Origin of the sequence: Bradyrhizobium sp. 170 (genome assembly GCF_023101085.1) — a bacterium.
GTDB lineage: Bacteria > Pseudomonadota > Alphaproteobacteria > Rhizobiales > Xanthobacteraceae > Bradyrhizobium.
Genome location: NZ_CP064703.1, coordinates 3,181,797 through 3,203,908 on the forward strand (window position 1 = coordinate 3,181,797; position 22,112 = coordinate 3,203,908).

The window sequence follows — 22,112 nt, forward strand, 5'->3', positions numbered from 1 at the left end:
AAATCGCTTGAGGTCCAGATGACAGCCGAAGTCACGCAATTGATCACCATCGAGGCTGCCGAGCACGTCGCGGAATCGCCGTTCTACATCCCGATGACGGGCCCGGCGACGCGGCAGCGCCGCTCGCTCAAGCACGACGACACCTTCATCGTCCTGGACAGCCATGGCGATATCGGCGCCTCTGCCGGCGGGCCCGACGGCCTGTTCAATGCCGATACGCGCTATCTCGCCCGGCTGGAGATGGTGCTCGACGAGGTCCAGCCGCTGTTGCTCGGCTCCAATCTGCGCGACGACAATTCGGCGCTGACCGTCGACCTCACCAATTCCGACGTTTACCGCAACGGCAGGCTGGTGCTGCAGAAGGACACGCTGCATATCGTACGCTCGATTTTCCTGTGGCGCGGCACGGCCTACCAGCGCATCGCCCTGCAAAATCACGGCGACCTGCCGGCGAGCTTCGACCTGACGCTGCTGTTCGACAATGATTTCGCCGATTTGTTCGAGGTGCGCGGCGAGCGCCGGCCGCGCCGGGGAATAGGTTCCAGCCGGTTGCTCGGCCCCGCCGACGTCGTGCTGGAATATAGCGGGCTCGACGGTCAGGTCCGCATTACCGCCCTGCATTTCGAGCCGCGGCCGACCCGGCTCGCTACCCACTCGGCGACCTTTCATTTCGAGCTGGAGCCGAAGGAAGTGACCGCATTGTTCGTCGCGGTATCCTGCAACAAGCCGATCATGCAGAAGCCGGTGCCATTCTTCCGCGGCCTGTTGGCGCATCGTCGCGAGATGCGGCGCCTGACGAGCGGCGCGTCCAGCATCGAGACGTCGAACGATATTTTCAACGAGGTGCTGTGCCAGGCGATGGCCGACCTCAACATGCTGATGACCGAAACGCCGCAGGGGCGGTACCCCTATGCGGGGATTCCCTGGTATTCGACCACGTTCGGCCGCGACGGATTGATCACCGCGCTGCAGATGCTGTGGATCGATCCGCGCATTGCCCAGGGCGTGCTGCGGCGGCTCGCGTTCTTCCAGGCCAAGACCACAGATCCGCTCGCCGACGCCGAGCCCGGCAAGATCCTGCACGAGATGCGCGGCGGCGAGATGGCGGCGCTGCGCGAGGTGCCGTTCGCGCAGTATTACGGCAGCGTCGATTCGACCTCGCTGTTCGTCCTGCTGGCCGGCCTTTATGTCGAACGCACCGGCGACGACGAAACGCTCACCGAGCTGTGGCCGGCGATCGAGGCGGCGTTGCAATGGATCGACGGCCCCGGCGATCCCGACAAGGACGGATTCGTCGAGTACCAGCGCGCGACCGAACAGGGGCTTGCCAACCAGGGCTGGAAGGATTCCTTCGACGCGATCTTTCATGCCGATGGGCAACTCGCCGAAGGCTATATCGCGCTGGCGGAGGTTCAGGGATATGTCTTTGCCGGCAAGCGGCTGGCGGCGCGGTGCGCCCGGCGCCTGGGATTGATCGATCGGGCGGCGCAGCTCGAATCCGCGGCGCTGCTCCTTGCTGAGCGCTTCGAGGCGGCGTTCTGGTGCGAGGAACTCGGCACCTACGCCGTAGCGCTCGACGGCGCCAAGCGGTCGTGCAAGGTGCGAACGTCGAATGCCGGCCAGCTTCTCTTCACCGGCATCGTCCGGACCGATCGTGCGCGACGGGTCGCGGCCGATCTGATGAGCCAGAAATTCTTTTCGGGATGGGGCATCCGCACCGTTGCGCGCGGCGAAGCCCGTTACAACCCGATGTCCTATCACGACGGATCGATCTGGCCGCACGACAATGCGCTGATCGCGCTCGGCTTCGCCCGCTACGGCCTGAAGCATTCGGTGGCGCATTTGTTCAAGGGACTGTTCGATGCCGCGAGCTACATGGACCTGCGGCGGCTGCCGGAACTGTTCTGCGGATTCCAGCGCGAGCGGCGGCGCGGGCCGGTGCTCTATCCCGTCGCCTGCGCGCCGCAGGCCTGGGCCAGCGCGACGCCGTTCAGCCTGCTGGAAGCGGCGCTCGGTCTCGAATTCGATGCCGCGCGCGGCGAGATCCGTCTTCGCGATCCGCGCCTGCCGGAATTCCTCAACGAGGTGCTGTTGCGCGATCTGCGGCTCGGACCTTCCAGCGTCGATTTGAGGGTTCGCCGCCACGGCGATGAAGTATCGCTAGAGGTGGTGCGAACTCGCGGCCAGATTCAGGTGTCGATCGTATTGACGCATTAGGAGCCATGCGCGGCTCGTGCAACACTCAGGAGGGCCACATGCGCATCGGTATTCTCATTCTGGTTCTGCTCGCTGGATTGGCCGGCGGCCCGCCGGCGTCTGCGGCGGAGGACCCCGGCGCGACGCAGGGCAGCCGCACCGCGCCGCAGGACGCCGTAAAGCCGCAGGACACCGCGAAAGAGCCTGCGCCTCCGCCGTCGGTGACCGTGATCGGCGCCAGGGATGCCCACGGCATCCTCGGCCGCGATGTTCGCAGCGCGGCGAACGAAGACATGGGGCGCATCGTCGATGTGATCGTGGATCGCGAGGGCAACGTGCGCGCCGCGGTGATCGATTTCGGTGGTTTTCTCGGCGTCGGCAGCCGGAAGATCGTCGTCGACTGGGGCGCGCTGGGTTTTTGGCGCGTTGCCAACAAGCGTGACAGCATCACGCTCGAGCTGACCAAGGCCCAGGTGGCGGCGGCGCCAGAATACAAGGAGGACGCGCCGGTCATCGTTCTCGGTGCGGCCGGCCGTTTGCAGCCGTGGGATTTCGATCACTAGCGCATGATCCGGAAAAGTGGATACCGGTTTTCCGGGAAGATCATGCGCAAATGAGAAGGAGACGTGGCCCTGGTCGCACGTCCATCCCAATCGATTGAGCGGATTGACGACGATCGCCATGGGCGATCCGCCGGTGGAGGCAATGTTGTGCCGCTGCCGTCTGCGCCCGGCGGCAGGCCAAAGCCGTCGCGCGAAAGCCAGCGCGGCCTCGACTGGTTCATCTTCTTTCTCGCCGACGTCCAGACCGGCTTCGGTCCGTTCATTGCGGTCTATCTGACCACGCAGAAATGGACGCAGGTCGAGATCGGATTCGTGCTGTCGATCGGCGGTATCATCGGCCTGCTTGGCCAGATGCCGGGCGGCGCTATCGTCGATGCCGCGCGTTCCGAGCGGCTGACGGCGGGGCTGGCGGTCGCCACCATAGGCTGTGCCGCGCTGGCCTATGCGTTATGGCCGATTTTTCCAGTGGTAACTGCCGCGGCGACGCTGCATGCGCTGGCGAGTTGCGTGCTGGGTCCGGCGATTGCGGCGATCAGTCTCGGTCTGGTCGGGCCGTACGCGATCGGGGAGCGGCTTGGGCGCAACGCCCGCTTCGCATCGCTGGGCAACGGCTCGGCGGCGGCGCTGATGGGCGCGACCGGTTACCTGTTGTCAAACCAGGCGGTGTTTTTTGTCACCGCGCTTCTCGCTATCCCGACATTGATGGCGCTTGCCCGGATTCGCGGGCAGGAGATCGACGTAGCTCAAAGCCACGGCGCCGTCGTGCGCGAGGTTCCTGATAAAGAGGCCACCAGCGTTTTCCATCTGCTGCGCCAGCGCCCGCTGCTGATTTTTGCGGGTGGCGTGCTGCTGTTTCATGTCGCCAATGCGGCGATGCTGCCGCTGATGGCCGGCGTGGTCACCACGCGGTCGAGCCAATGGGCGCCGGTGCTGATCGCGGCTTGCATCATCGTACCGCAAGCCATCGTCGCATTGACCTCGCCGTCGGTCGGTCGCAAGGCGCAAGCTTGGGGCAGGCGGCCGCTGCTGCTGCTTGCGTTCGGTGCATTGGCGGTCCGCGGCCTGCTGTTTTCGGTGGTCAGCGATCCCTACCTTCTGGTCGCGGTGCAGATCTTCGACGGCATCACCGCGGCGGTGCTCAGCGTGATGGTGCCGCTGATCGTGGCCGATGTCGCCTTCGGAAGCGGCCACTTCAATCTGGCGCAAGGCGTCGTCGGGACCGCGACCGGCGTCGGCGCGTCGCTCAGCACGGTGCTGGCGGGCTATGTCAGCGACACCTTCGGCAGCAGCATCGCCTTCATCGGGCTCGCGGGGATCGCAACCCTTGGCCTGACGGTGATCTGGCTGTTCATGCCGGAGACCCGGCGGACCGAGTGAGCGCGAGGCGCGCGGTCAGTAGCGCTGCGATGGCCAGTGACACGCCGACGCCGGCGACGCAGGCGGTCCATCCGAGGCGGTCGAACAACTGGCCCAGCACGGCGCTGCCGACGAGGCCACCGAGGAAATAGCAGGCAAGATAGGTTCCGCTGGCAATGCCGCGGTTGTCGCTGGCGGCTTGGCCTACGAAGCCGGTGGCGCAGGCCTGCGCGAAGAACGTGCCAACGCCGACCAGCACCATGCCGGTCAGAACCTCGGGCAGATGCGAAGACAGCAGCAGCGGCAGGCCCAAAGCGGCGACCGCGAGCGCGCCCCAGATCGCAGGCCGCGTGCCGAAGCGCGCCACCGCCTTGCCGGCGAACAGTGTGGTGACCACGGATGGCGCGAACACGAAATAGACAAAGCCGAGATCCATCCGCCCGAGCGACAGCGGCGCGCGCACCAGCACGAAATTCACGAAGGTGAAGGTGCCGATAAAGGCGAACAGAATGCAGAAGCCGATGGCAAAGGCCGAGCGCAGCGCCGGATTGCGCCAATGATCGAGCGTCGCAGCGAACGGCGATTGCACCGTCGGCATCGCATGCATCGGCTTGACGCGCTGGATGGTGAAGTAGACCAGCACCGCGCCGGCAAGATTGAGCAGCGCGAAGAAGTAGAAGTTCGAGGCCAGCCCGAGCGTATCGACGACGGCGGCCGACACCAGCCGTCCGATCAGATTGCTGGCGACGTTGCCGGTGATATAGGCCGCGAACGCGCCGCCCGCGTCCATCTGATTGCATTGCTCGCCGAGATAGGCCAGCGTCAGCGCGAACGCCGAGGCCATGCAGAGGCCCTGCGCGATGCGCAGGATCGTGAATACGGTTAGGTCGGGGGCGCTGGCTAGCAGCGCGGTAGGGATCGCGAGCAGAACCAGGCTCAGGAGGATGCCGAACCGGCGGTCGATATGCGGGCTCAGGAAGCCGACCACGAGCCCCGCGACCGCCATGCCCATGGTGCTGGCATTGACTGCAAAGCCCATCGCGGCGGGGGTTACATTGTAATACCGGGTCAGCGAGGGAAGGATCGCCTGCGTGGCAAACAGATCGACCACGGTCAGGTACGCCGTAAGGCCGATGACGAGGGACCGCAACACCACGCCGGGTGAATGACCATGCATTTCCATCGCTTCCGATTTCATTTGCGTGGAGATGCCGGTCATGGTGCTTCTCAATGTTACTCATGAGAAAGAAGGATGTGACGCCTGGGCGTGTGGGGCGACACGCGGGATCCCAGGCCGTCACATCCGGAAACGAGACGTCGGGTGGCGCTCGTTACAGCTCCTTACATGTGGTTGTCGTGCGGATCCTTGCGGATATCGCCGACATAGAGAATGACGGTCTCCTTGCCGAGGTTCTTCCACCAGTGCGAGGTGCCGGCGACCTCCGGCCTGATCTCGCCGGCCTTGTGCACGATCGGCTCCGCGCAGTTGCTGGCGTATTCGACGATCTCGCCTTGCTGGATGTAGATCAGCGCGGGACGGTCGTCATGGCTGTGCCAGGGCACGATGCCGCCGGGCTCGATCGTCAGCTTGCGAAAGCGCAGTTCGCGATCCCTGATATTGGCCGGCTGTTTCTCGAGGTTAATCGCGCCAAGCGTGACGTCGGTGACGCCGACCGGCTTGGTGTCGACCATTGGGCGGACGTTGGGCTGCATCTTGCCGGCCGGGCATTCGCCGGCGATGGCGGTCGTAGTGGTTGCAACTGAACCTGCGATCATTCCGGCGAGTGCGAGGCCTTGCCAGATTGTGCATGACTTAATGCTTGATATGACCATGTCGTAGTCTCCTCTGTTTCTGTCTTATGCCTTGGCCCCGGAATAATTTGGCCGGCTACATCAGAACAATTATTGAAATCGCGCATCGGAGGAAATGCCGGTTGGCTCTCGACTCCATAGCGCGGCGCTATGTGCGGCTCAGCTGGGGCCGAGCATGTGCTTCGTCGGCCATCGGCTGGCGCTCAATACGTCCCGGCTATCGAACCGATTGTGCAACGGCATTTCTCAGGCGGGCCGACCCATCCTCTGATAGGCCAGCGCCCGATTGGCGGGCGTGACCATCGAGCCAGAGGAATCTCTCATGACCGCCTTTTCCAAGACCTTGATTGCCGCCGCGGCCTTCGCGGCTGTTGCGACGTCCGCCTTCTCGCAAGTTCCCTGGGAATTCAATCCGGGCATGGCCTACATGTATGCCGGCCCCGGCAAAATGTCGGCGATGGCCATGGCGGCGACGCCCAAGAACCACGATGCGATGATGAAGAACGCCAAGAAGGTGCCGAGCAATACCGTCTTCTTCATGGACAAGGGCCAGCTCTATTCGACCTCGGGCATGCTCGACCCGACCGGCAACTTCTATCTGCCCTGAGCCTTTTGGTGCTGAAGTGATCGGGCCGCCCTTGCGGGGCGGCCCGGACCGGAAAATAATACTGAGATGCCGGAGCCCGCCATGACGACAACGCTATCATCAGCCAATGCCGAGTGCCTCAAGCAGGCGTTCCAGCAATGCCGTGACATGGAAGGTACCTTGCGCGAGCAGCTCGAGGCCTACGCCGCGGCGGGCCGGGAGTTCTTTCCGGCCTATGGCGAGGCGGTCGACCGGCTGGTGGCGCGGCTCAATGAGAACGGCGGCGGCGAAAATGCGCCGCGGCCGGGCGAAGTGATGCCGTCGTTCCTGCTGCCGGATGAGACCGGCCGGCTGGTCAGCCTGAAATCGCTGACCGACCGCGGCCCGGTAGCGGTGATGTTCTATCGCGGCCACTGGTGCCCTTATTGCCGGCTGAATGTGCGGGCGGTGATCCAGGCCCAGGACCGGATCAAGGCCCTCGGCGCGCAAACGGTTGCGATCATGCCGGAGACGCAGGCTTATGCCGAGAAATTCAAGTCCGAGGCGGAGGCGCCATTTCCGGTGCTGACCGACCTCGATAATGGCTACGCGCTGTCGCTCAATCTTGCAATCTGGCTCGGCAGCGAGATCCAGCGGCTGCTGTCATACCAGGACATGGCGAGCTTCCAGGGCAATGACGGCTGGGTGCTGCCGATCCCGGCGACCTTCGTGGTCGGCCGCGACGGATTGGTGAAGGCCCGCTTCGTCGATCCCGATTTTCGGAAGCGCATGGAGATCGACGACCTGATCGCTGCGCTGAAAAGCGCCAGCGAAGAGCGATAGCGCGGCGACGTGGCTCTGTGGCGCGCCGTCGAGCGTGGTTTAATCGTAGTTCACCTTTGGAAAGAATTCGCCCCGGCCTTCAGGTGTCATGTCGAGAAGACCCCAGAGCGGGTCGGCGAGATCACCAGCGCGATGATGCTGGTTGGGAGCGGGTGGGGCAAAGCTCATCTCTGAACCCCAGAAGTGCCTGACCGCCCCGTTCTACTTTCTGAAGACGTTGAATATTGTTTCGTCCCAGTTGTCGCCGTCCGGAACGCGATGTTGCGTGCGCATTCCCTTGGAAAATTTAGACGTGTCACCAAAGTAGTCCGCGTCGTAGCTATTGCCTGCGGTCGAAAGTAGCGAGAGGTGTTCCCAGCCACGTTCGTGTGCCCAGGCGGCGAGACGCGCGATTGGTGATTTGGCGACGATGTGGAGCGCAGCGCGTTCGCCTGTATGTCTCGCGGCGCCGTCTATCCCATCGAGCAAATGGGTACAGCCTGGACACGGCAATTCGCGTTCGGGGCCGTACATGAAGCTGTACAGAATGAGCGTGTCGTGTGGACCGAACAGGTCGGACATCTTCACTTTCTCCGGCATGCTGGTCTTGCCGATCCGCTCGAAGACATAATCCTCGGGTACCTCACCGCCGAGCGGCAGCGCGCGACGCTTCGCTGCAACGGCCTCAATCTGTGCCCGCAGCGCAATCTCGTCATCCAGAAGCGCGTTCCGGGCGGCGCGGTATTCGGCGCTTTCATTGGGGTATTGGATATGTTCCATGGCTGTCCTCTCAGACGCTTTAGGAACCTGTTCGAGACTAAACTCGCCCCGGAAACCAGAGTTCCCCCCACATTATGATGAGGTCGGTTAGCGGGTTGATCCTCAGGCGCTTGCGGTCTTGCCGATGAATTGCTGCCAGTCGGCGCCGCGCAGCATTCGCATCACGGCAGATGCCACGGCGGTCCGTTCGCGCCCGGCGACGCCGTAAAGGTTCACGGTTCGCCGCGCGTCCAGCCCTTCGACGACGGCACGCGTCAGCGTCGGCGGAATCGACGCGGTATCGGGCACCACGGCGACGCCGATATCGGCTTCCAGCAGTTCGATCAAATCGCGTTCAGAAGCGATCTCGTGGCAGCGATCCACATCGAGACCGTGCTCGCGAAGCGAAGAGTTCACCCGCGCGCCATGCTCGCAATAGTTTCGCGACAGCAATTGCTCGGCGCGAAGATCGACGAAATCGATCTTATCGCGGCCTGCCAGCGGGTGGTTCTTGTTGACGACGAGCTGGAAGTTTTCCGTGAACAGCGGCCAGGTGTCGAGCCGCTCCCACTCCTCGCTGATCTCGGCGGCAATGCCGAGCTCGGCTTCGCCCTTCTTCAGAAATTCCGCGACTTCGCGGGCGTTGCCGCGCAGAAAGCGGAACTCCAGGCGGTTGAACATTCGCTTGATCTGGTCGAGATGCGGAATCAAGAGCGACAGGTCGACGGAATGGGTCAGCGCGATCCGGAGCGCGCCGACTTCGCCACTCTTGAAGGATGAGGCAAGTTCGCGCGCGCCTGTCGCCGCCTCGTAGCACTGCTTGAGCAGCGGATGCATGCGCTGGCCGAGTTCGGTCAACTGCGCCGCGGGTCGCTCGCGGCGAAACAGGTCGCCGCCGAGTTCGGCTTCCAGTTGCTTGATGGCTCGCGTCAGCGACGGTTGCGTGACGTTGCACTCGTCGGCGGCGCGCGTGAAGTTGAGCACACGCGCAACCGCGAGGAAGTAGCGAACCTGATGCATCTCCATGGTCGTGCCCTGGTCTGTGGTGCGCAAAACGTACCCGATCGCGGCGTCCGATGACACCATAACCGCAATAGCGCCAGCGTATGGTTTCGGAAGCCAGACGGCATTTCCTTGAGTGAGGGCGGCCGGGCAGGGTGGGGCGGAGATGGTCAGCGTAAGGCGCGAAATCCCCACCCGAAAGGACGGCCATGAATATCCAGCTCAAAACACAAGGTGCTGCGGCTGTGCGGCCGCTGGCCGGCAAGGTCTCGCTTGTCACGGGTTCGACCAGCGGCATCGGCCTCGGGATTGCCCGCACGCTGGCGGAAGCCGGCTCGGCGGTGGTGCTGAACGGCCTTGGCGCCGCGGCCGAAATCGCCAAAATCCGGGATCAGATCGCCGCCGATTTCGGTGTCGAGGTCAGCTATTCCGCGGCCGACATGACCAGCAGTGATGCGATCGCCGAGATGATCGCGGCGACCGTCGCCAGTCACGGGCGGCTGGATATTCTGGTCAACAATGCCGGTATCCAGCATGTCGCGCCGCTCGATCAGTTTCCGGTCGAGAAATGGAATGCGATCCTGTCGATCAACCTGTCGTCGGCGTTTCACACCACGCGGCTGGCGTTGCCGGCGATGCGTCAGAACAAATTCGGGCGGATCATCAACATTGCCTCCGCGCATGGATTGGTCGGCTCGCCTTTCAAGGCGGCCTATGTCGCGGCCAAGCACGGCATCGTCGGCCTGACCAAGGTAACCGCGCTGGAGACCGCCGAGGACGGCATCACCTGCAATGCGATCTGCCCGGGCTACGTCTATACGCCGCTGGTCGAGGCGCAGATCGACAGCCAGGCCAGGGCGCACGGCATTTCCCGCGAAAAGGTCATCCACGACGTTCTGCTGGCGCAGCAGCCCAACAAGCATTTTGCGAGCGTCGAGGAATTGGGCGCGCTGACGGTTTTTCTCGCCAGCGACGCGGCAGCATCGATCACCGGCACGGCTTTGCCGGTCGATGGCGGCTGGACTGCACACTAGCGCCACGAACACCCCAGGGAGCGTATTATGAAAGATGTTCAGGACGCCGGTTCTTCGCCGAACTTGAGATCGCTGGCCAAGTCCGAGCCGGGCCAGGTCGTGCTGGTGCTGCAGGGCGGCGGCGCGCTCGGCTCTTATCAGGCCGGTGTCTATCAGGCGCTGCATGAAGCCGGCATCGAACCGGATTGGATCATCGGCACCTCGATCGGCGCCATCAACGCCAGCCTGATCGCCGGCAATGCGCCGCAGAACCGGCTGTCGCGCCTGCGCGAATTCTGGAAGAAGATGGAGCAGAATCCGATCTGGAGTTTTCGCGACGTCTTTCCGGGCTTCAACGAAAAGCTCTCTTACTGGTCGACGGTGACCAACGGCATTCCCGGTTTCTTCCGGCCCAACCCGCTGGCCCATGCCGGCGACAGCTACCCGCTCGGCGCCGACAACGCCGGCTACTACTCGACCTCGCCGCTGGAGCGGACGCTGACGGAACTGGTTGATTTCAATCTGGTCAATCAATGCACGCCGCGCCTGACGGTCGGTGCCGCCCATGTCCGCACCAGCCAGATGCGCTATTTCGACAGCCGCGATGGCGAACTTGGCGTTAGGCACATCATGGCGTCAGGCGCGCTGCCGCCGGCCTTTCCGGCGATCCGTATCGACGGCGAGCTCTATTGGGACGGCGGCATATTATCGAACACGCCGACAGAGGCCGTGTTCGACGACAATCCGCGCAAGAATTCGCTGATCTTCGCGGTGCATCTGTGGAATCCCTCCGGTGCCGAGCCGACCACGATGGCGGAGGTGCTCAATCGCCACAAGGACGTGCAGTATTCGAGCCGCATCGCCAGCCACATTGCGCGGCAGCAGCAGGCGCATCGCCTGCGCCATGTCATCAACCAGCTTGCCGCGCGCCTACCGGAGGCCGAGCGTAACAGCGCGGCGGTGAGAGAGCTCACCGGTTATGGCTGCCCGACCCGGATGCATGTCGTGCGGCTGCTCGCCCCGCAGCTCCGCCGCGAGGACCACACCAAGGACATCGATTTCAGCCCGTCCGGAATCATGCAGCGGTGGGATGCCGGTTACCGCCACACCAGGTCGGTGCTCGAAAAGAAGCCCTGGGTCGGCGAGTTCGATCCGCTCTCCGGCGTCATCCTGCACGCGGAGATGGAAGTCATGCCGGAGGCGGCGGAATAGTCGCAAGTCACGCGAGGATGGAAGGCGCGATCGTCTTGCGATACAGCGCGCTGTAGCAGGCGGCCGAGAGATCCCAGCTAAATGACCGCGCCATCGCGCTGCGCCGCATCGCGTCGAGGCGGTCCTTGGCGCGGAACGCATCGAACGCGCGCCTGACACCGCCGAGGAAGGACTCCGCCGACGGCTTCGGAAACAGGAAACCAGTCTCGCCGTCCTTGATGGTTTCCGCCAGCCCGCCGGTCTGGTGGCCGATCGGCAGCGATCCGAACCGCTGCGCATACATCTGGCTCAAGCCGCACGGTTCGAACCGCGACGGCATCAGCGTGAAATCGCTGCCGGCAAAAATTCGGCGCGCCTGGGCGTCGTTGAAGCCGATGACGACGCCGATCGCATCCGGCCTGCGGCGATGCGCGTTGACCAGCGCCTGTTCGATCTGAGCCTCGCCGCTGCCGGTCACCACGATCTGCCCGCCCGCCTCGATGATTTCGTCGGCGGCGGACAGGACGAGGTCGACGCCCTTCTGGTGCACCAGGCGGGCGACAAGGCCGAACAGCGGACCGCGCGACAGCGCCAGGCCGAACTGCTTGCGGACGTAATCGGCATTCGCCTGCTTGCCCTCCCAATCGCCGGGGGCGAAGGTCTGCGCCAGATGCGCGCAGGCGCTGGGATCCCAGCTTTCGTCGATGCCGTTCAGGATGCCGGTCAGTTGCGCCGCGTTCGAGCGACGCTGCAGCAGGCCTTCAAGCCCGCAGCCGAGCTCGCGCGTCGTGATTTCCTTCGCATAGGTGGCGCTGACGGTGGTCAGGTGCGAAGCGTAGACGAGGCCGCCCTTGAGGAACGAGACATGGTCGTAGAATTCGAGCCCGTCGATGTGGAAGGAGCTTTCAGGCGCCCCGATCCGGCGCAGCGAGTCCGGCGGGAACAGCCCCTGATAGGCGAGGTTGTGAATGGTCAGGATCGAGGGAACCTTTGAACCTCGCCATGCCAGATAGGCCGGCGCCAGCGCGGCCTGCCAGTCGTTGGCATGGATCAGGTCTGCTGCCCAATTCTTGTCCAGGCTGCCCGCGGCAAGTTCGGCGGCGGCGGATGCGAACCGACCGAATCTGACGTCGTTGTCCGGCCAGTCGCGCCCGGATTCGTCGCCATAGGGGTTGCCCGGCCGGTCGTAAAGTTGCGGGCAGAGCAGGACGTAAACCGGCAGACCATCCTTGGTCGCTGCCCGCCCGAGCGAGCAGGCCGGCATCTCCGCCAGAGAGGGGCATTCCCCAACGATTTCAATGTGGGTGAACTGTTCGATGATGTCCCGATAGCCGGGCAGCATGATCCGGACGTCACTCCAGCGGCGTAGCGCCCGGGGTAGGGCGGCGGATACGGCGGCGAGACCGCCCACCCGGACGAAGTCATCCATTTCAGTGGTGACGAACAAGACCTTCAAGACAAGTGTCCTTGTACCTGCCGCAATATTATTGATGCAAGAATGGGTCCAACTTCCTTACGTGTTACAACGCGCGCTCGGGGCGGTCGTTCCTGAGCGAACTACTTTCCTGTCGACGCTGCACAATTTAGGGTCACGGCCGCTGACCAAAACGAATGGCCGCAAAAGGCCGGGGAGTTTCACGCAATGACCATAGCCGGCAATGATCAGAGGAATTTGACAGGCAGCTTCGCAGGCCTGCGGGTCCTCGATTTCTCCACTACGATTGCCGGCCCCCATTGTACACGCATGCTCGCCGATATGGGAGCGGAGGTTATCAAGATCGAGACTGAGGAAGGCGAGACGATGCGGACCCGCCCGCCGGTGCGGAATAATTGCTCGACCGCCTTCGGCCAGCTCAACGTAGACAAGAACAGCCTGGTGCTGGATTTGAAGTCACCTGAGGGAGCGGAGGCCGTCCGCCGCCTGGTCGCGACCGCGGACGTGCTGGTGGAAAATTTCCGTCCGGGCGTGATGCGGCGATTGAAGCTCGACTACGCCGCGCTGCATGAGCTCAACCCGAAACTGGTATACTGCTCGATCTCGGGATACGGCCAGACCGGGCCGTCGGCGGAGCTGCCGGCCTATGCGCCGGTGATTCACGCGGCCTCGGGCTATGAGATGGCGCATCTGGCCTACCAGCCGGGACGCAGCCGGCCGGACTATTGCGGCATCTACCACGCCGACGTGCTCACCGGCGTCTACGCGTTCGGCGCGATCTCGGCGGCGCTGTATCAGCGCAAGACAACTGGGCAGGGCCAGCATATCGACGTCTCGATGCTGGAATCCATGCTGAGCCTGACGCTGAACGAACTGCAATGGTCGCAATTCGAAGTGAAGCCGACGCAGCGGCCGATGTTCGGCCCGATCGAGACGACGGACGGCTACGTGATGATGGCGATCGCCAGCGAGAAAACCTTTCAGAGCCTGATGCAGGTGATCGGTAACCCCGAATGGGTGAGCGATCCGCGCTTTGCGAGATATTCCGATCGGCGGGAAAACTGGACGAGCCTGATCGAAGGCGTCGAGGCGTGGTCGCGCACTGTCACGACCGAACAGTGTCTCGTAGCCCTCAATACGCACGGCGTTCCGTCATCGGCCTATCGCACCGTCGCCGAGGCGCTGCGCGATCCGCAGATCGCCCACCGCGGCGCATTGGCCGAGGTCGAGGACGGCGGCGGCACGTTCAAGGTGCTCAACCTGCCGTTCCGCATGTCGGGCGCCAAAGTGTCGGCGGCCAGGCGCATGTCGACGCTCGGCGAGCACACACGTGCCTACCTGAAAGAGACCGGCTTGTCGGAGGATGAAATCGCAGCCTTTGCCGGCAAGGCGCAGGCGACCGCGCGCGCCTGACAGCACGGTCCGCATAGCGAAACATGAACCTGCGGCGTTTCATCCGCGGGTTGCGAACGGCCTTGCCCGCGACGGAAATTCCAGACAATCTTACCGCAGCGATCACGATCCGGAATACCGGACGGATGACACATCGGAGGGAATATCCATGAATGCGGCGATCCGTTCGGGCGCGCTTGCGCGAATATTTCTTGTGGCGGGATTTGGTGTGGCGTTGTCGGCAATGCCCGCCAACGCGCAGAAGCCGGGCGGCAGCATCACGGTCGGCCTCGAACTCGATATCCCCGGTTTCGATCCGCTGAAGGTCGGCGTGTACGACACGGCGGCACTGACCGCGTCATCCGCGATATTCGATACGCTCACCTATCTCGACGCCAACGGCAAGCCGCAGCCCAAGCTCGCACTGTCCTGGGAGCCCTCCGAGGACTTCAAGATGTGGACCTTCAAGCTTCGTCCTGGCGTCAAGTTCCATGACGGCACGCCGCTCAATGCCGAAGCCTACAAGGCCAATTTCGACCGGCAGAAGGATCCTGCGAACAAGTGCCGCTGCGCCTTCTATATCTCCAACGTCAACAACGTTCAGGCGCCGGACGAACTGACGTTGGTCTATCATCTCAACGACCCCCAGGTGAACTGGCCTTCGCTGGTTTCTTATGCGAGCCAGAACAGCGCGGTTCACTCCCCGACGGCCTGGAAGGCCAAGGGCGATGAATACAACCGCAACCCCGTCGGCAGCGGTCCCTATATTCTGAAATCCTGGACGGCCGGCGATCGCATGATCCTGGAGAAAAACCCGGATTACTGGGACAAGGACAAGGTCTATTTCGACCGCATCACGCTGAAGCCGCTGCCCGATGCGCAATCGCGCTTCGCCAGCCTGCAATCGGGCGAGGTCGACCTGGTCTGGGATGACGAATACAGCGCCGACAATATCCAGAAGGCGCAAAAAGATTCCAAGCTGACGGTGCACACATACGAGGGGTCCGGTGCGCAGGTCTACGCCTTCAACACCAAGGTCGCGCCATTCGACGACCTGCGCGTGCGCCAGGCGCTGGTAATGGCGCTTGACCGCAAGAGGATGTCGCAGGCGATCACCAACGGTCTGTCCCGTCCTGCCAGCAATCCCTATGGCGACGGCTCCTGGGTCAAATGCAAGGACGACGGTGCTCTTCCCGAAGACCTTGAGAAGGCCAAGGCGCTGATCAAGGACTACGGCAAGCCTGTCGATTTCAAGATGCTCGTTACGGCGACGCCGCGCGGACGCATGGTTGGCCAGGTGCTGCAGCAGTTCTGGAAGCGGGCCGGCGCCAATATGGAGATTGAGCAGGTCGACCAGGCCACCATCCCGCCGCGCGCCTTCATGCGCCAGTTCCAGTTGACGCCGTGGCGAATTGTCGATCTGGCTGATCCTGACATACAGATGTACTCCAACTTCAAGACCGGAAGTCCGGTGGCGCTTGCCAACTACTCCAATCCGGAGCTCGACAAGCTGCTCGATCACGCCCGTGTCACGGCAGATACCAATAAGCGCATCGACGACTATTGCGCGATCAGCCGGCTGATCAACAAGGAGGCGATCTGGTTCTGGACCTTCCAGAACACCTACTACGCGATATCGAGCGCGAAGGTGAAGGGACTGCCCAAAATGTATAGCGGGGTGATCGACGTATCGCGCGCCTGGAAGGAATAGCCGCTTATGGCGTTCTTCGTTGCACGCCGGCTCTTGTATCTGGTGCCGGTGCTGATTGCAGTTTCGCTGCTGACGTTCTCCATCGCGTCGCTGCTGCCGGGCGATCTCGCCTATACGATCCTTGGTGACCAGGCGACGCCGGAGAACGTGGCGGCGCTGCGGGCTGACATGGGACTGGATCAGCCGATCTGGTGGCGTTATCTAAGCTGGCTCGGCAATGTGATGCAGGGTGATTTCGGCCGTTCGTTCCGGACCGGCCAGACGGTGCTGCAGGCGGTCGCCGAGCGGCTGCCGGTCTCGATCGAACTGATGCTATTGGCGCAGGTCGGCGCTCTCGCGATCGGCGTACCCCTGGCGATCATCTGCGCGGCGCGCAGCGGTGGACCGTTCGACCGCTTCATGACCGGCACGGCCTTTGGCATGCTGTCGGTGCCGACCTTTCTCTCGGCGATCCTGCTGATCTATCTGTTCGCGGTCGAGCTGCGCTGGCTGCCGGCGACCGGCTATGTGCCGTTCGCCGAGGACCCGATCGGCAACCTCCGCTTCTTCGTGCTGCCGTCCCTGACGCTCGCGCTGGCCGAATGGCCGGGGATCATGCGCATTCTGCGATCCGACATGATCGCGACCTTGCAGGAAGACTATATCGCGCTTGCAAAAGCCAAAGGCCTGACGCCGGCGCGCATCCTGTTCGTGCATGCGCTGAAGCCATCGTCGCTGACGCTGGTGACGATCACCGGCATCAACATCGGCCGGCTGATCGGTGGCGCCGTCATTGTCGAGACGGTGTTCGCGCTGCCTGGAATCGGCCGGCTTCTGGTCAGCGCGATCGGCACCCGCGACCTCATCATCCTGCAGGGCGTGGTGCTTCTGGTCGCCGCCGGCTTCGTCATCATGAACTTTATCGTCGATCTGCTCTACGCCGTCCTCGACCCCAGGATTCGTCATGGCCACGCTTGAACTCACACTGGACGAGGAGCTGCAGGCACGACCGCTAAAGCGCGGACGCAGGCTGGGGCCGCTGTTCTGGGCGGCGATCGGCTGGATGGTGCTTGTGTTTGCGGTTGCGATCTTCGCCGATTTCCTTCCGCTACCGAGCCCGACCGATATGGACATGCTGGAACGGCGCGCAGCGTTCTCCGCCGCGCATTGGCTTGGAACCGACGGGCTCGGCCGCGACGAACTCTCGCGGCTGATCCATGGCGCGCGCATATCGCTGGTGGTCGGCCTCTGTGCGCCGGTGATCGGCCTCACCATCGGGGGCGCGCTCGGCATGCTCGCCGGTTACTTCGGCGGCCGGTTCGAGACGATCGTCGTCGGCAGCATGGACGTGCTGCTGGCCTTTCCGCCGCTCATTCTCGTGCTGGCTGTGATTGCCTTTGTCGGGCAATCGATCTTCAATCTTACCTTGATCCTGGGCGCGCTGAGCATTCCCGCCTCCATGCGGGTGGCGCGGGCGGCGACGCTGACGCTGTCGCGGCGCGAATTCGTCATCGCGGCACAGGCGCTGGGCGCCTCGCATGCGCGCATCCTGCTGCGCGAGCTGCTGCCGAACGTGATCCTGCCGCTGTTTGCCTTCTTCCTGCTCGGCGTCGCCGTCATCATCGTGGTCGAAGGCGCGCTGTCCTTCCTCGGCCTCGGCGTGCCGCCGCCGATTTCGAGCTGGGGCAGCATGATCGGGGAGGGGCGCGAGAGTCTCGATGTGGCGCCGCGGCTCGCCTTCCTGCCGGCCGCGGCGATGTTCTTCACCGTGCTTTCCTTCAATCTGGTCGGCGACACCTTGCGTGCGCTGACCGATCCACGGCAGGGCGCGCTGTGACTGACAACGTGTTGCTTTCGGTCGAGGACATCCTGGTCGACCTGCCGACCCCGCGCGGCAATCTGCGCGCGGTGGATCATGTCGATCTCACCGTCGGCGCGGGCCAGACGCTCGGCGTCGTCGGCGAATCCGGCTGCGGCAAGACCATGCTGTCGCGGGCGATCCTGCAATTGCTGCCGAAGAAGGCAAAGCTCTCCGGCCGCGTGATGTTCGACGGGCAGGACCTGCTGCGGCTCTCACCGGAGAAACTGCGCAAGCTGCGCGGGCGCTCGCTGGCGGTCGTGTTCCAGGATCCGATGACCTCGCTCAACCCGGTGCTCACGATCGGCACCCAGTTGATCGAGACGCTGCAGGAGCATCTCGAACTGGACGACGCCACGGCCACCAGGCGCAGCATCGAGTTGCTCGCGGCGGTCGGCATTCCCGCGCCCGAGCAGCGGCTGGCGCAGTATCCCCACCAGCTCTCGGGCGGCATGCGCCAGCGGGTGGCGATTGCGATTGCGCTGTCCTGCGAGCCAAAGCTCTTGATCGCCGACGAGCCGACCACCGCGCTCGACGTGACGATCCAGGCGCAGATCCTCGATCTCCTGGCGCGTGAGCAGCGCCGTCGCCACATGGCGATGATCATCATCACCCACGACCTCGGCGTCGTCGCCGGCCGCACCGACGAAGTCGCCGTCATGTATGCCGGCCGCGTGGTCGAGCGCGCGCCGACGCCCGCCTTGTTCAAGAAGATGCGGATGCCCTACACCGAGGCGCTGCTGGCGGCGTTGCCTAAGCTCGATGCCGCGCCCCATACACCGTTGCCGGCCATCTCGGGGCGTCCGCCCGATCCGACCCGGCCGCTGCAGGGGTGCTCGTTCTCGCCGCGCTGCCGTTATGCGGTGGCCCGCTGCCAGAACGAGAAACCCGCGCTCGAGGCGGCAGAGACGAGCGCACATCAATACGCCTGCTTCCACCCGATCGAGATCCATGCGGAGGCCGGCGCATGATGCTGCAAACTGTGCAAGCCACTCCAAACGAACCGCTGCTCGCCGTCGACGATCTGGTCGTGGAATATCCCGTCGGTGCCAAGATCGTTCATGCCGTGTCCGGCGTGTCCTTGCAGATCGCCCGCGGCGAAACGCTGGGTCTGGTCGGCGAATCCGGCTGCGGGAAATCGACGCTGGGCCGGGCGGTGTTGCAGTTGCGCCGGCCGACCTCGGGGCGGGTGCTGTTCGACGGTCACGATCTCACGACGATGCAGGGCGATGCCTTGCGGCTGATGCGCCGGCGCGTTCAGTTGATCTTCCAGGACCCGATCGCTTCGCTCAACCCGCGCCGCAAGATCGGCGACATCGTCGCCGAGCCGCTGGTGATTGCAGGCGTCAAGGATCCGGAGAAGCGCGAGCGGCTCGTCCATGAGGTGCTCACCGCGGTCGGGCTCGACCCGACCCTGGTCGTGGGACGGCTGCCGCATGAATTCTCCGGCGGGCAGTGCCAGCGCATCTGCATCGCGCGCGCGCTCATTCTCAATCCGGAGTTCATCGTCTGTGACGAGCCGGTCTCCGCGCTCGATGTTTCCATCCGCGCCCAGATCCTCAATTTGCTGGAAGAGATGAAGGGCCGGTTCGGCTTGACGCTATTGTTTATCGCGCACGACCTCGCCGTGGTGAAGGCGGTGAGCGACCGTGTGGCGGTGATGTATCTCGGCCGGCTCTGCGAGGTCGGCCCCTCCGAACAGCTCTTTGCCCGGCCGGCGCATCCCTATACCGCGCTGCTGATCGAGGCGATCCCGGTGCCTGATCCGGACGTCCGCCCCACCGAGACCGTGCCGGTTGGCGAGCCGCCATCGCCGATCGCGCCGCCGTCCGGCTGCCGGTTCCGCACCCGCTGCCCCCGCGCGGATCAGCGATGCAGCGACGAGATGCCGGAACTGCGCGCCGTGGCACCGGGTCAGTTCGCGGCTTGCCATCACCCGCTGATCTGACTACCGGGAGGCGGTTGCCTGCGTTTGTCTCGCTTGGTGGGACGTGGCAATGTCCGCCCCCGAAAGAAATGCCTGTGCCAAGAACAAGAACGACGGGAGAGAAGCGATGAAGAGTTTTCAGGTCGCCGAGTTCAACGCCCCCCTGAAAGAGGTGGATCAGGAGACGCCGCAGCCCACGGGCACGCAGGTGCTGATCAAGGTCAAGGCTGCCGGCGTTTGCCACAGCGACCTTCACATCTGGGAAGGCGGCTATGATCTCGGCCATGGCCGCAAACCGCTGTCGCTGAAGGATCGCGGCGTGTCGCTGCCGCGCACGATGGGGCACGAGACGGTCGGCGAGGTGGTGGCGTTTGGGCCCGATGTTAGCGCCGCCGACAAGGGTGATCTCAAGGTGGGCGATGTCGCTCTGGTCTATCCCTGGCTTGGCTGCGGCAAATGCGCGACCTGCGTGGGCGGCGACGAGAACATGTGCGTCGTGAAACCAAATTCGCTCGGCGTCTATTGCGATGGCGGCTATGCCGATTACATGACGGTGCCGAATCCGAAGTACCTGTTGAACCTGAAAGGGCTCGATCCCGTCACCGCGGCGCCCTATGCCTGTTCCGGCGTCACCACCTATAGCGCACTGAAGAAGGTCGAGTTCGCCTTCAACTCGCCGATCGTCATCTTCGGGGCGGGCGGGCTCGGCCTGATGGCGCTGTCGCTGTTGAAGGCGATGGGCGGCAAGGGCGCCATCGTCGTCGACATCGACGCCCGCAAGCGCGAAGCCGCTGAAGCGGCCGGTGCGCTCGCCACCGTCGACGGCAAGGCGCCGGATGCTCTGGAGCAACTGGCGAAGGCGGCTGGCGGACCCATTCGCGCCGTCATCGATCTCGTCGGCAATGCGCAGACCACGCAGCTCGGCTTCGATTGCCTGACCAAGGGCGGCAAGCTCGTCATCGTCGGCCTGTTCGGCGGCGGCGCGACCTTTGCTTTGCCGCTGATTCCGATCAAGGCGATCACGATCCAGGGCAGCTATGTCGGCAATTTGCGCGAGACCGAGGAACTGCTCGATCTCGTTCGCAACAAGATGATCGCACCGATTCCGGTCACGACGATGCCGCTCGCGAAAGCGAACGAAGCGCTGACCGATTTGCAGAAAGGCAAGCTGGTCGGCCGCGCCGTGCTGACGCCGTAGGTCCCGCCGTCGCCACCGTCATTGCGAGCGCTAGCGACGACTTGTCCGCCGTAGCTCGAAGAGCGAAGGCGGAAGCAATCCATCCATCCGTTCTGCCGTGACATGGATTGCTTCGCTTCACTCGCAATGACGGCTACTATCTTTTTTAGTCTCCCAAGGAACCCCCATGTCCGCAAACAACGCCCTCCACATCGCCGTGCTCGGCGGCGATGGCATCGGCCCTGAGGTGATGGCGCCGGCGATCGAAGTCCTGCGCAAGATCGAGGCGACATCGGACCTCAAGTTCCGCTTCACCGATGCCCCGGCCGGCGCCAACAATTATCTCGCGACCGGCAAATCGATGCCGGACTCGACGATCCGGTTATGCGAGGAGGCGGATGCCATCCTGCTCGGCGCTTGCGGCCTGCCGTCGGTGCGCTACCCTGATAACACCGAGATCGCTCCGCAGATCGAACTGCGCTTCCATTTCGACCTCTATGCCGGCGTGCGCCCGGCGCGGCTGATTCCGGGCGTGCCGAGCCCGATCGTCGGCGCCGACCAGCGCGGGATCGACCTCGTGCTGATCCGGGAATCCACCGAAGGCCTGTTCGCCTCGATGGGCAAGGGCGTGGTGACGGACACCGAGGCGCGCGAGACGCTGGTCATCACCCGTAAAACCTCGGAGCGTTTGTTCGAGTTTTCGTTCCGCCTCGCCGAACGACGCAAGGCGCGGGGCAAGACGAATGGCGGCCTTACCTGCGTCGACAAGGCCAACGTTTTCAGGGCGTTCGCGTTCTTTCGCGAGATGTTCGATGAGGCCGCCAAACGCCATCCCGACGTCAAGGCCGACCGGCTCTATGTCGATGCCTGTTCGCTGATGATGGTGAAGCGTCCCTGGGACTTCGACGTCATGGTGACGGAGAACATGTTCGGCGACATCCTCTCCGACCTCGCCGCCGGCCTGATCGGAGGGCTGGGCTTGGCCCCCTCGGCCGATATCGGCGACCGCTACGCCGTGTTCCAGCCGTGCCACGGCACCGCCCCTGACATCATGGGGCAGGGCAAGGCCAACCCGACGGCAATGATCCTGTCGGCCGCGATGATGCTGGACTGGCTCGCCGACAAGCACGGCCTCGAAAGCGCCGCCGAGGCCGGCGAGCGCATCGAGCGCGCGGTCGACAAGGCCTATGCGGGAGGAATCAAGCCGATGGAATTCGGCGGCAGCAACGGCACCGCGGACATTACGAAGGCGGTGATCGCTGCGCTCTAGCTTGTAGCCCGGATGAGCGAAGCGAAATCCGGGGCCGGTGTTGCAAGAGTCCCGCAGAGTGTCTGAAAACTCACGCGCACTCCG

The 22,112-nt window shown here is 63.9% G+C and carries 19 protein-coding genes and 1 pseudogene; 15 read left to right on the top strand and 5 right to left on the bottom strand.

The window, feature by feature from the left end; genetic code table 11:
* The first annotated feature begins 18 nt into the window (after positions 1 to 18).
* The 3 genes from IVB05_RS14820 to IVB05_RS14830 all read left to right on the top strand — a co-directional run bounded on the left by IVB05_RS14820 (position 19) and on the right by IVB05_RS14830 (position 4,136).
* Positions 19 to 2,217 carry an amylo-alpha-1,6-glucosidase gene (locus IVB05_RS14820; protein ID WP_247785087.1) on the top strand — a complete coding sequence of 733 codons (2,199 nt, stop codon included), beginning with the start codon at positions 19 to 21 and terminating at the stop codon, positions 2,215 to 2,217.
* A gap of 38 nt (positions 2,218 to 2,255) precedes the next feature.
* Positions 2,256 to 2,759, top strand: coding sequence for a PRC-barrel domain-containing protein (locus IVB05_RS14825; protein WP_247785088.1), 504 nt, complete (start codon positions 2,256 to 2,258; stop codon positions 2,757 to 2,759).
* Between the two features lie 147 nt (positions 2,760 to 2,906).
* Positions 2,907 to 4,136 carry an MFS transporter gene (locus IVB05_RS14830; RefSeq protein ID WP_247785089.1) on the top strand — a complete coding sequence of 410 codons (1,230 nt, stop codon included), beginning with the start codon at positions 2,907 to 2,909 and terminating at the stop codon, positions 4,134 to 4,136.
* Here the strand turns inward: IVB05_RS14830 and IVB05_RS14835 are convergent.
* Positions 4,108 to 5,334 (bottom strand): MFS transporter, encoded by a 1,227-nt coding sequence (locus tag IVB05_RS14835; protein WP_247785090.1) that lies wholly within the window; start codon positions 5,332 to 5,334, stop codon positions 4,108 to 4,110. The genes IVB05_RS14830 and IVB05_RS14835 overlap by 29 nt on opposite strands.
* 122 nt (positions 5,335 to 5,456) lie before the next feature.
* Positions 5,457 to 5,891: a cupin domain-containing protein gene (locus IVB05_RS14840; protein WP_247786696.1), complete on the bottom strand. Its 435-nt coding sequence runs from the start codon at positions 5,889 to 5,891 to the stop codon at positions 5,457 to 5,459.
* A 358-nt stretch (positions 5,892 to 6,249) separates the two neighbouring features.
* Here IVB05_RS14840 and IVB05_RS14845 point away from each other — a divergent pair, with 358 nt between their 5' ends.
* Both IVB05_RS14845 and IVB05_RS14850 read left to right on the top strand, forming a co-directional pair.
* A complete protein-coding gene (locus tag IVB05_RS14845; protein WP_247785091.1) occupies positions 6,250 to 6,534 on the top strand; it encodes a hypothetical protein in 285 nt (94 codons plus the stop codon).
* Between the two features lie 81 nt (positions 6,535 to 6,615).
* Positions 6,616 to 7,335, top strand: a complete 720-nt coding sequence (locus IVB05_RS14850; RefSeq protein WP_247785092.1) for a peroxiredoxin-like family protein — start codon at positions 6,616 to 6,618, stop codon at positions 7,333 to 7,335.
* 39 nt (positions 7,336 to 7,374) lie between these two features.
* On the opposite strand, the pseudogene IVB05_RS14855 reads toward IVB05_RS14850, so the two are convergent.
* Both IVB05_RS14855 and IVB05_RS14860 read right to left on the bottom strand, forming a co-directional pair.
* A pseudogene (locus tag IVB05_RS14855) lies at positions 7,375 to 8,094 on the bottom strand (DUF899 family protein).
* A 102-nt stretch (positions 8,095 to 8,196) separates the two neighbouring features.
* Positions 8,197 to 9,099: a LysR family transcriptional regulator gene (locus tag IVB05_RS14860; RefSeq protein WP_247785093.1), complete on the bottom strand. Its 903-nt coding sequence runs from the start codon at positions 9,097 to 9,099 to the stop codon at positions 8,197 to 8,199.
* A 185-nt stretch (positions 9,100 to 9,284) separates the two neighbouring features.
* Here IVB05_RS14860 and IVB05_RS14865 point away from each other — a divergent pair, with 185 nt between their 5' ends.
* Together IVB05_RS14865 and IVB05_RS14870 are read left to right on the top strand one after the other, a co-directional pair.
* Entirely contained in the window at positions 9,285 to 10,109 is an 825-nt protein-coding gene (locus tag IVB05_RS14865) for a 3-hydroxybutyrate dehydrogenase (protein WP_247785094.1), read from the top strand.
* 27 nt (positions 10,110 to 10,136) lie between these two features.
* The gene (locus IVB05_RS14870; protein WP_247785095.1) at positions 10,137 to 11,300 is read left to right on the top strand and encodes a patatin-like phospholipase family protein; all 1,164 of its coding nucleotides are present in this window, start codon (positions 10,137 to 10,139) and stop codon (positions 11,298 to 11,300) included.
* Between the two features lie 7 nt (positions 11,301 to 11,307).
* Here IVB05_RS14870 and glgA read toward each other — a convergent pair whose 3' ends face one another.
* Positions 11,308 to 12,735 carry a glycogen synthase GlgA gene (gene glgA / locus IVB05_RS14875; RefSeq protein ID WP_247785096.1) on the bottom strand — a complete coding sequence of 476 codons (1,428 nt, stop codon included), beginning with the start codon at positions 12,733 to 12,735 and terminating at the stop codon, positions 11,308 to 11,310.
* 186 nt (positions 12,736 to 12,921) lie between these two features.
* Here glgA and IVB05_RS14880 point away from each other — a divergent pair, with 186 nt between their 5' ends.
* The 8 genes from IVB05_RS14880 (at position 12,922) to IVB05_RS14915 (ending at position 22,028) form a co-directional block, all read left to right on the top strand.
* A complete protein-coding gene (locus tag IVB05_RS14880; RefSeq protein ID WP_247785097.1) occupies positions 12,922 to 14,127 on the top strand; it encodes a CoA transferase in 1,206 nt (401 codons plus the stop codon).
* A 148-nt stretch (positions 14,128 to 14,275) separates the two neighbouring features.
* Positions 14,276 to 15,817, top strand: a complete 1,542-nt coding sequence (locus tag IVB05_RS14885) for an ABC transporter substrate-binding protein (protein WP_247785098.1) — start codon at positions 14,276 to 14,278, stop codon at positions 15,815 to 15,817.
* 6 nt (positions 15,818 to 15,823) lie between these two features.
* Positions 15,824 to 16,774 carry an ABC transporter permease gene (locus IVB05_RS14890; RefSeq protein WP_247785099.1) on the top strand — a complete coding sequence of 317 codons (951 nt, stop codon included), beginning with the start codon at positions 15,824 to 15,826 and terminating at the stop codon, positions 16,772 to 16,774.
* Positions 16,761 to 17,633 (top strand): ABC transporter permease, encoded by an 873-nt coding sequence (locus IVB05_RS14895; RefSeq protein ID WP_247785100.1) that lies wholly within the window; start codon positions 16,761 to 16,763, stop codon positions 17,631 to 17,633. Before IVB05_RS14890 ends, IVB05_RS14895 begins: the two co-directional genes overlap by 14 nt.
* Entirely contained in the window at positions 17,630 to 18,625 is a 996-nt protein-coding gene (locus IVB05_RS14900) for an ABC transporter ATP-binding protein (protein ID WP_247785101.1), read from the top strand. Before IVB05_RS14895 ends, IVB05_RS14900 begins: the two co-directional genes overlap by 4 nt.
* Complete coding sequence (locus tag IVB05_RS14905; RefSeq protein WP_247786697.1) at positions 18,625 to 19,602, top strand: oligopeptide/dipeptide ABC transporter ATP-binding protein; 978 nt, start codon at positions 18,625 to 18,627, stop codon at positions 19,600 to 19,602. Before IVB05_RS14900 ends, IVB05_RS14905 begins: the two co-directional genes overlap by 1 nt.
* A 106-nt stretch (positions 19,603 to 19,708) precedes the next feature.
* A complete protein-coding gene (locus tag IVB05_RS14910) occupies positions 19,709 to 20,779 on the top strand; it encodes an alcohol dehydrogenase (RefSeq protein ID WP_247785102.1) in 1,071 nt (356 codons plus the stop codon).
* Between the two features lie 166 nt (positions 20,780 to 20,945).
* On the top strand, positions 20,946 to 22,028 hold the full coding sequence (locus tag IVB05_RS14915; protein WP_247785103.1) for an isocitrate/isopropylmalate dehydrogenase family protein: 1,083 nt from the start codon (positions 20,946 to 20,948) through the stop codon (positions 22,026 to 22,028).
* Positions 22,029 to 22,112: the final 84 nt, after the last annotated feature.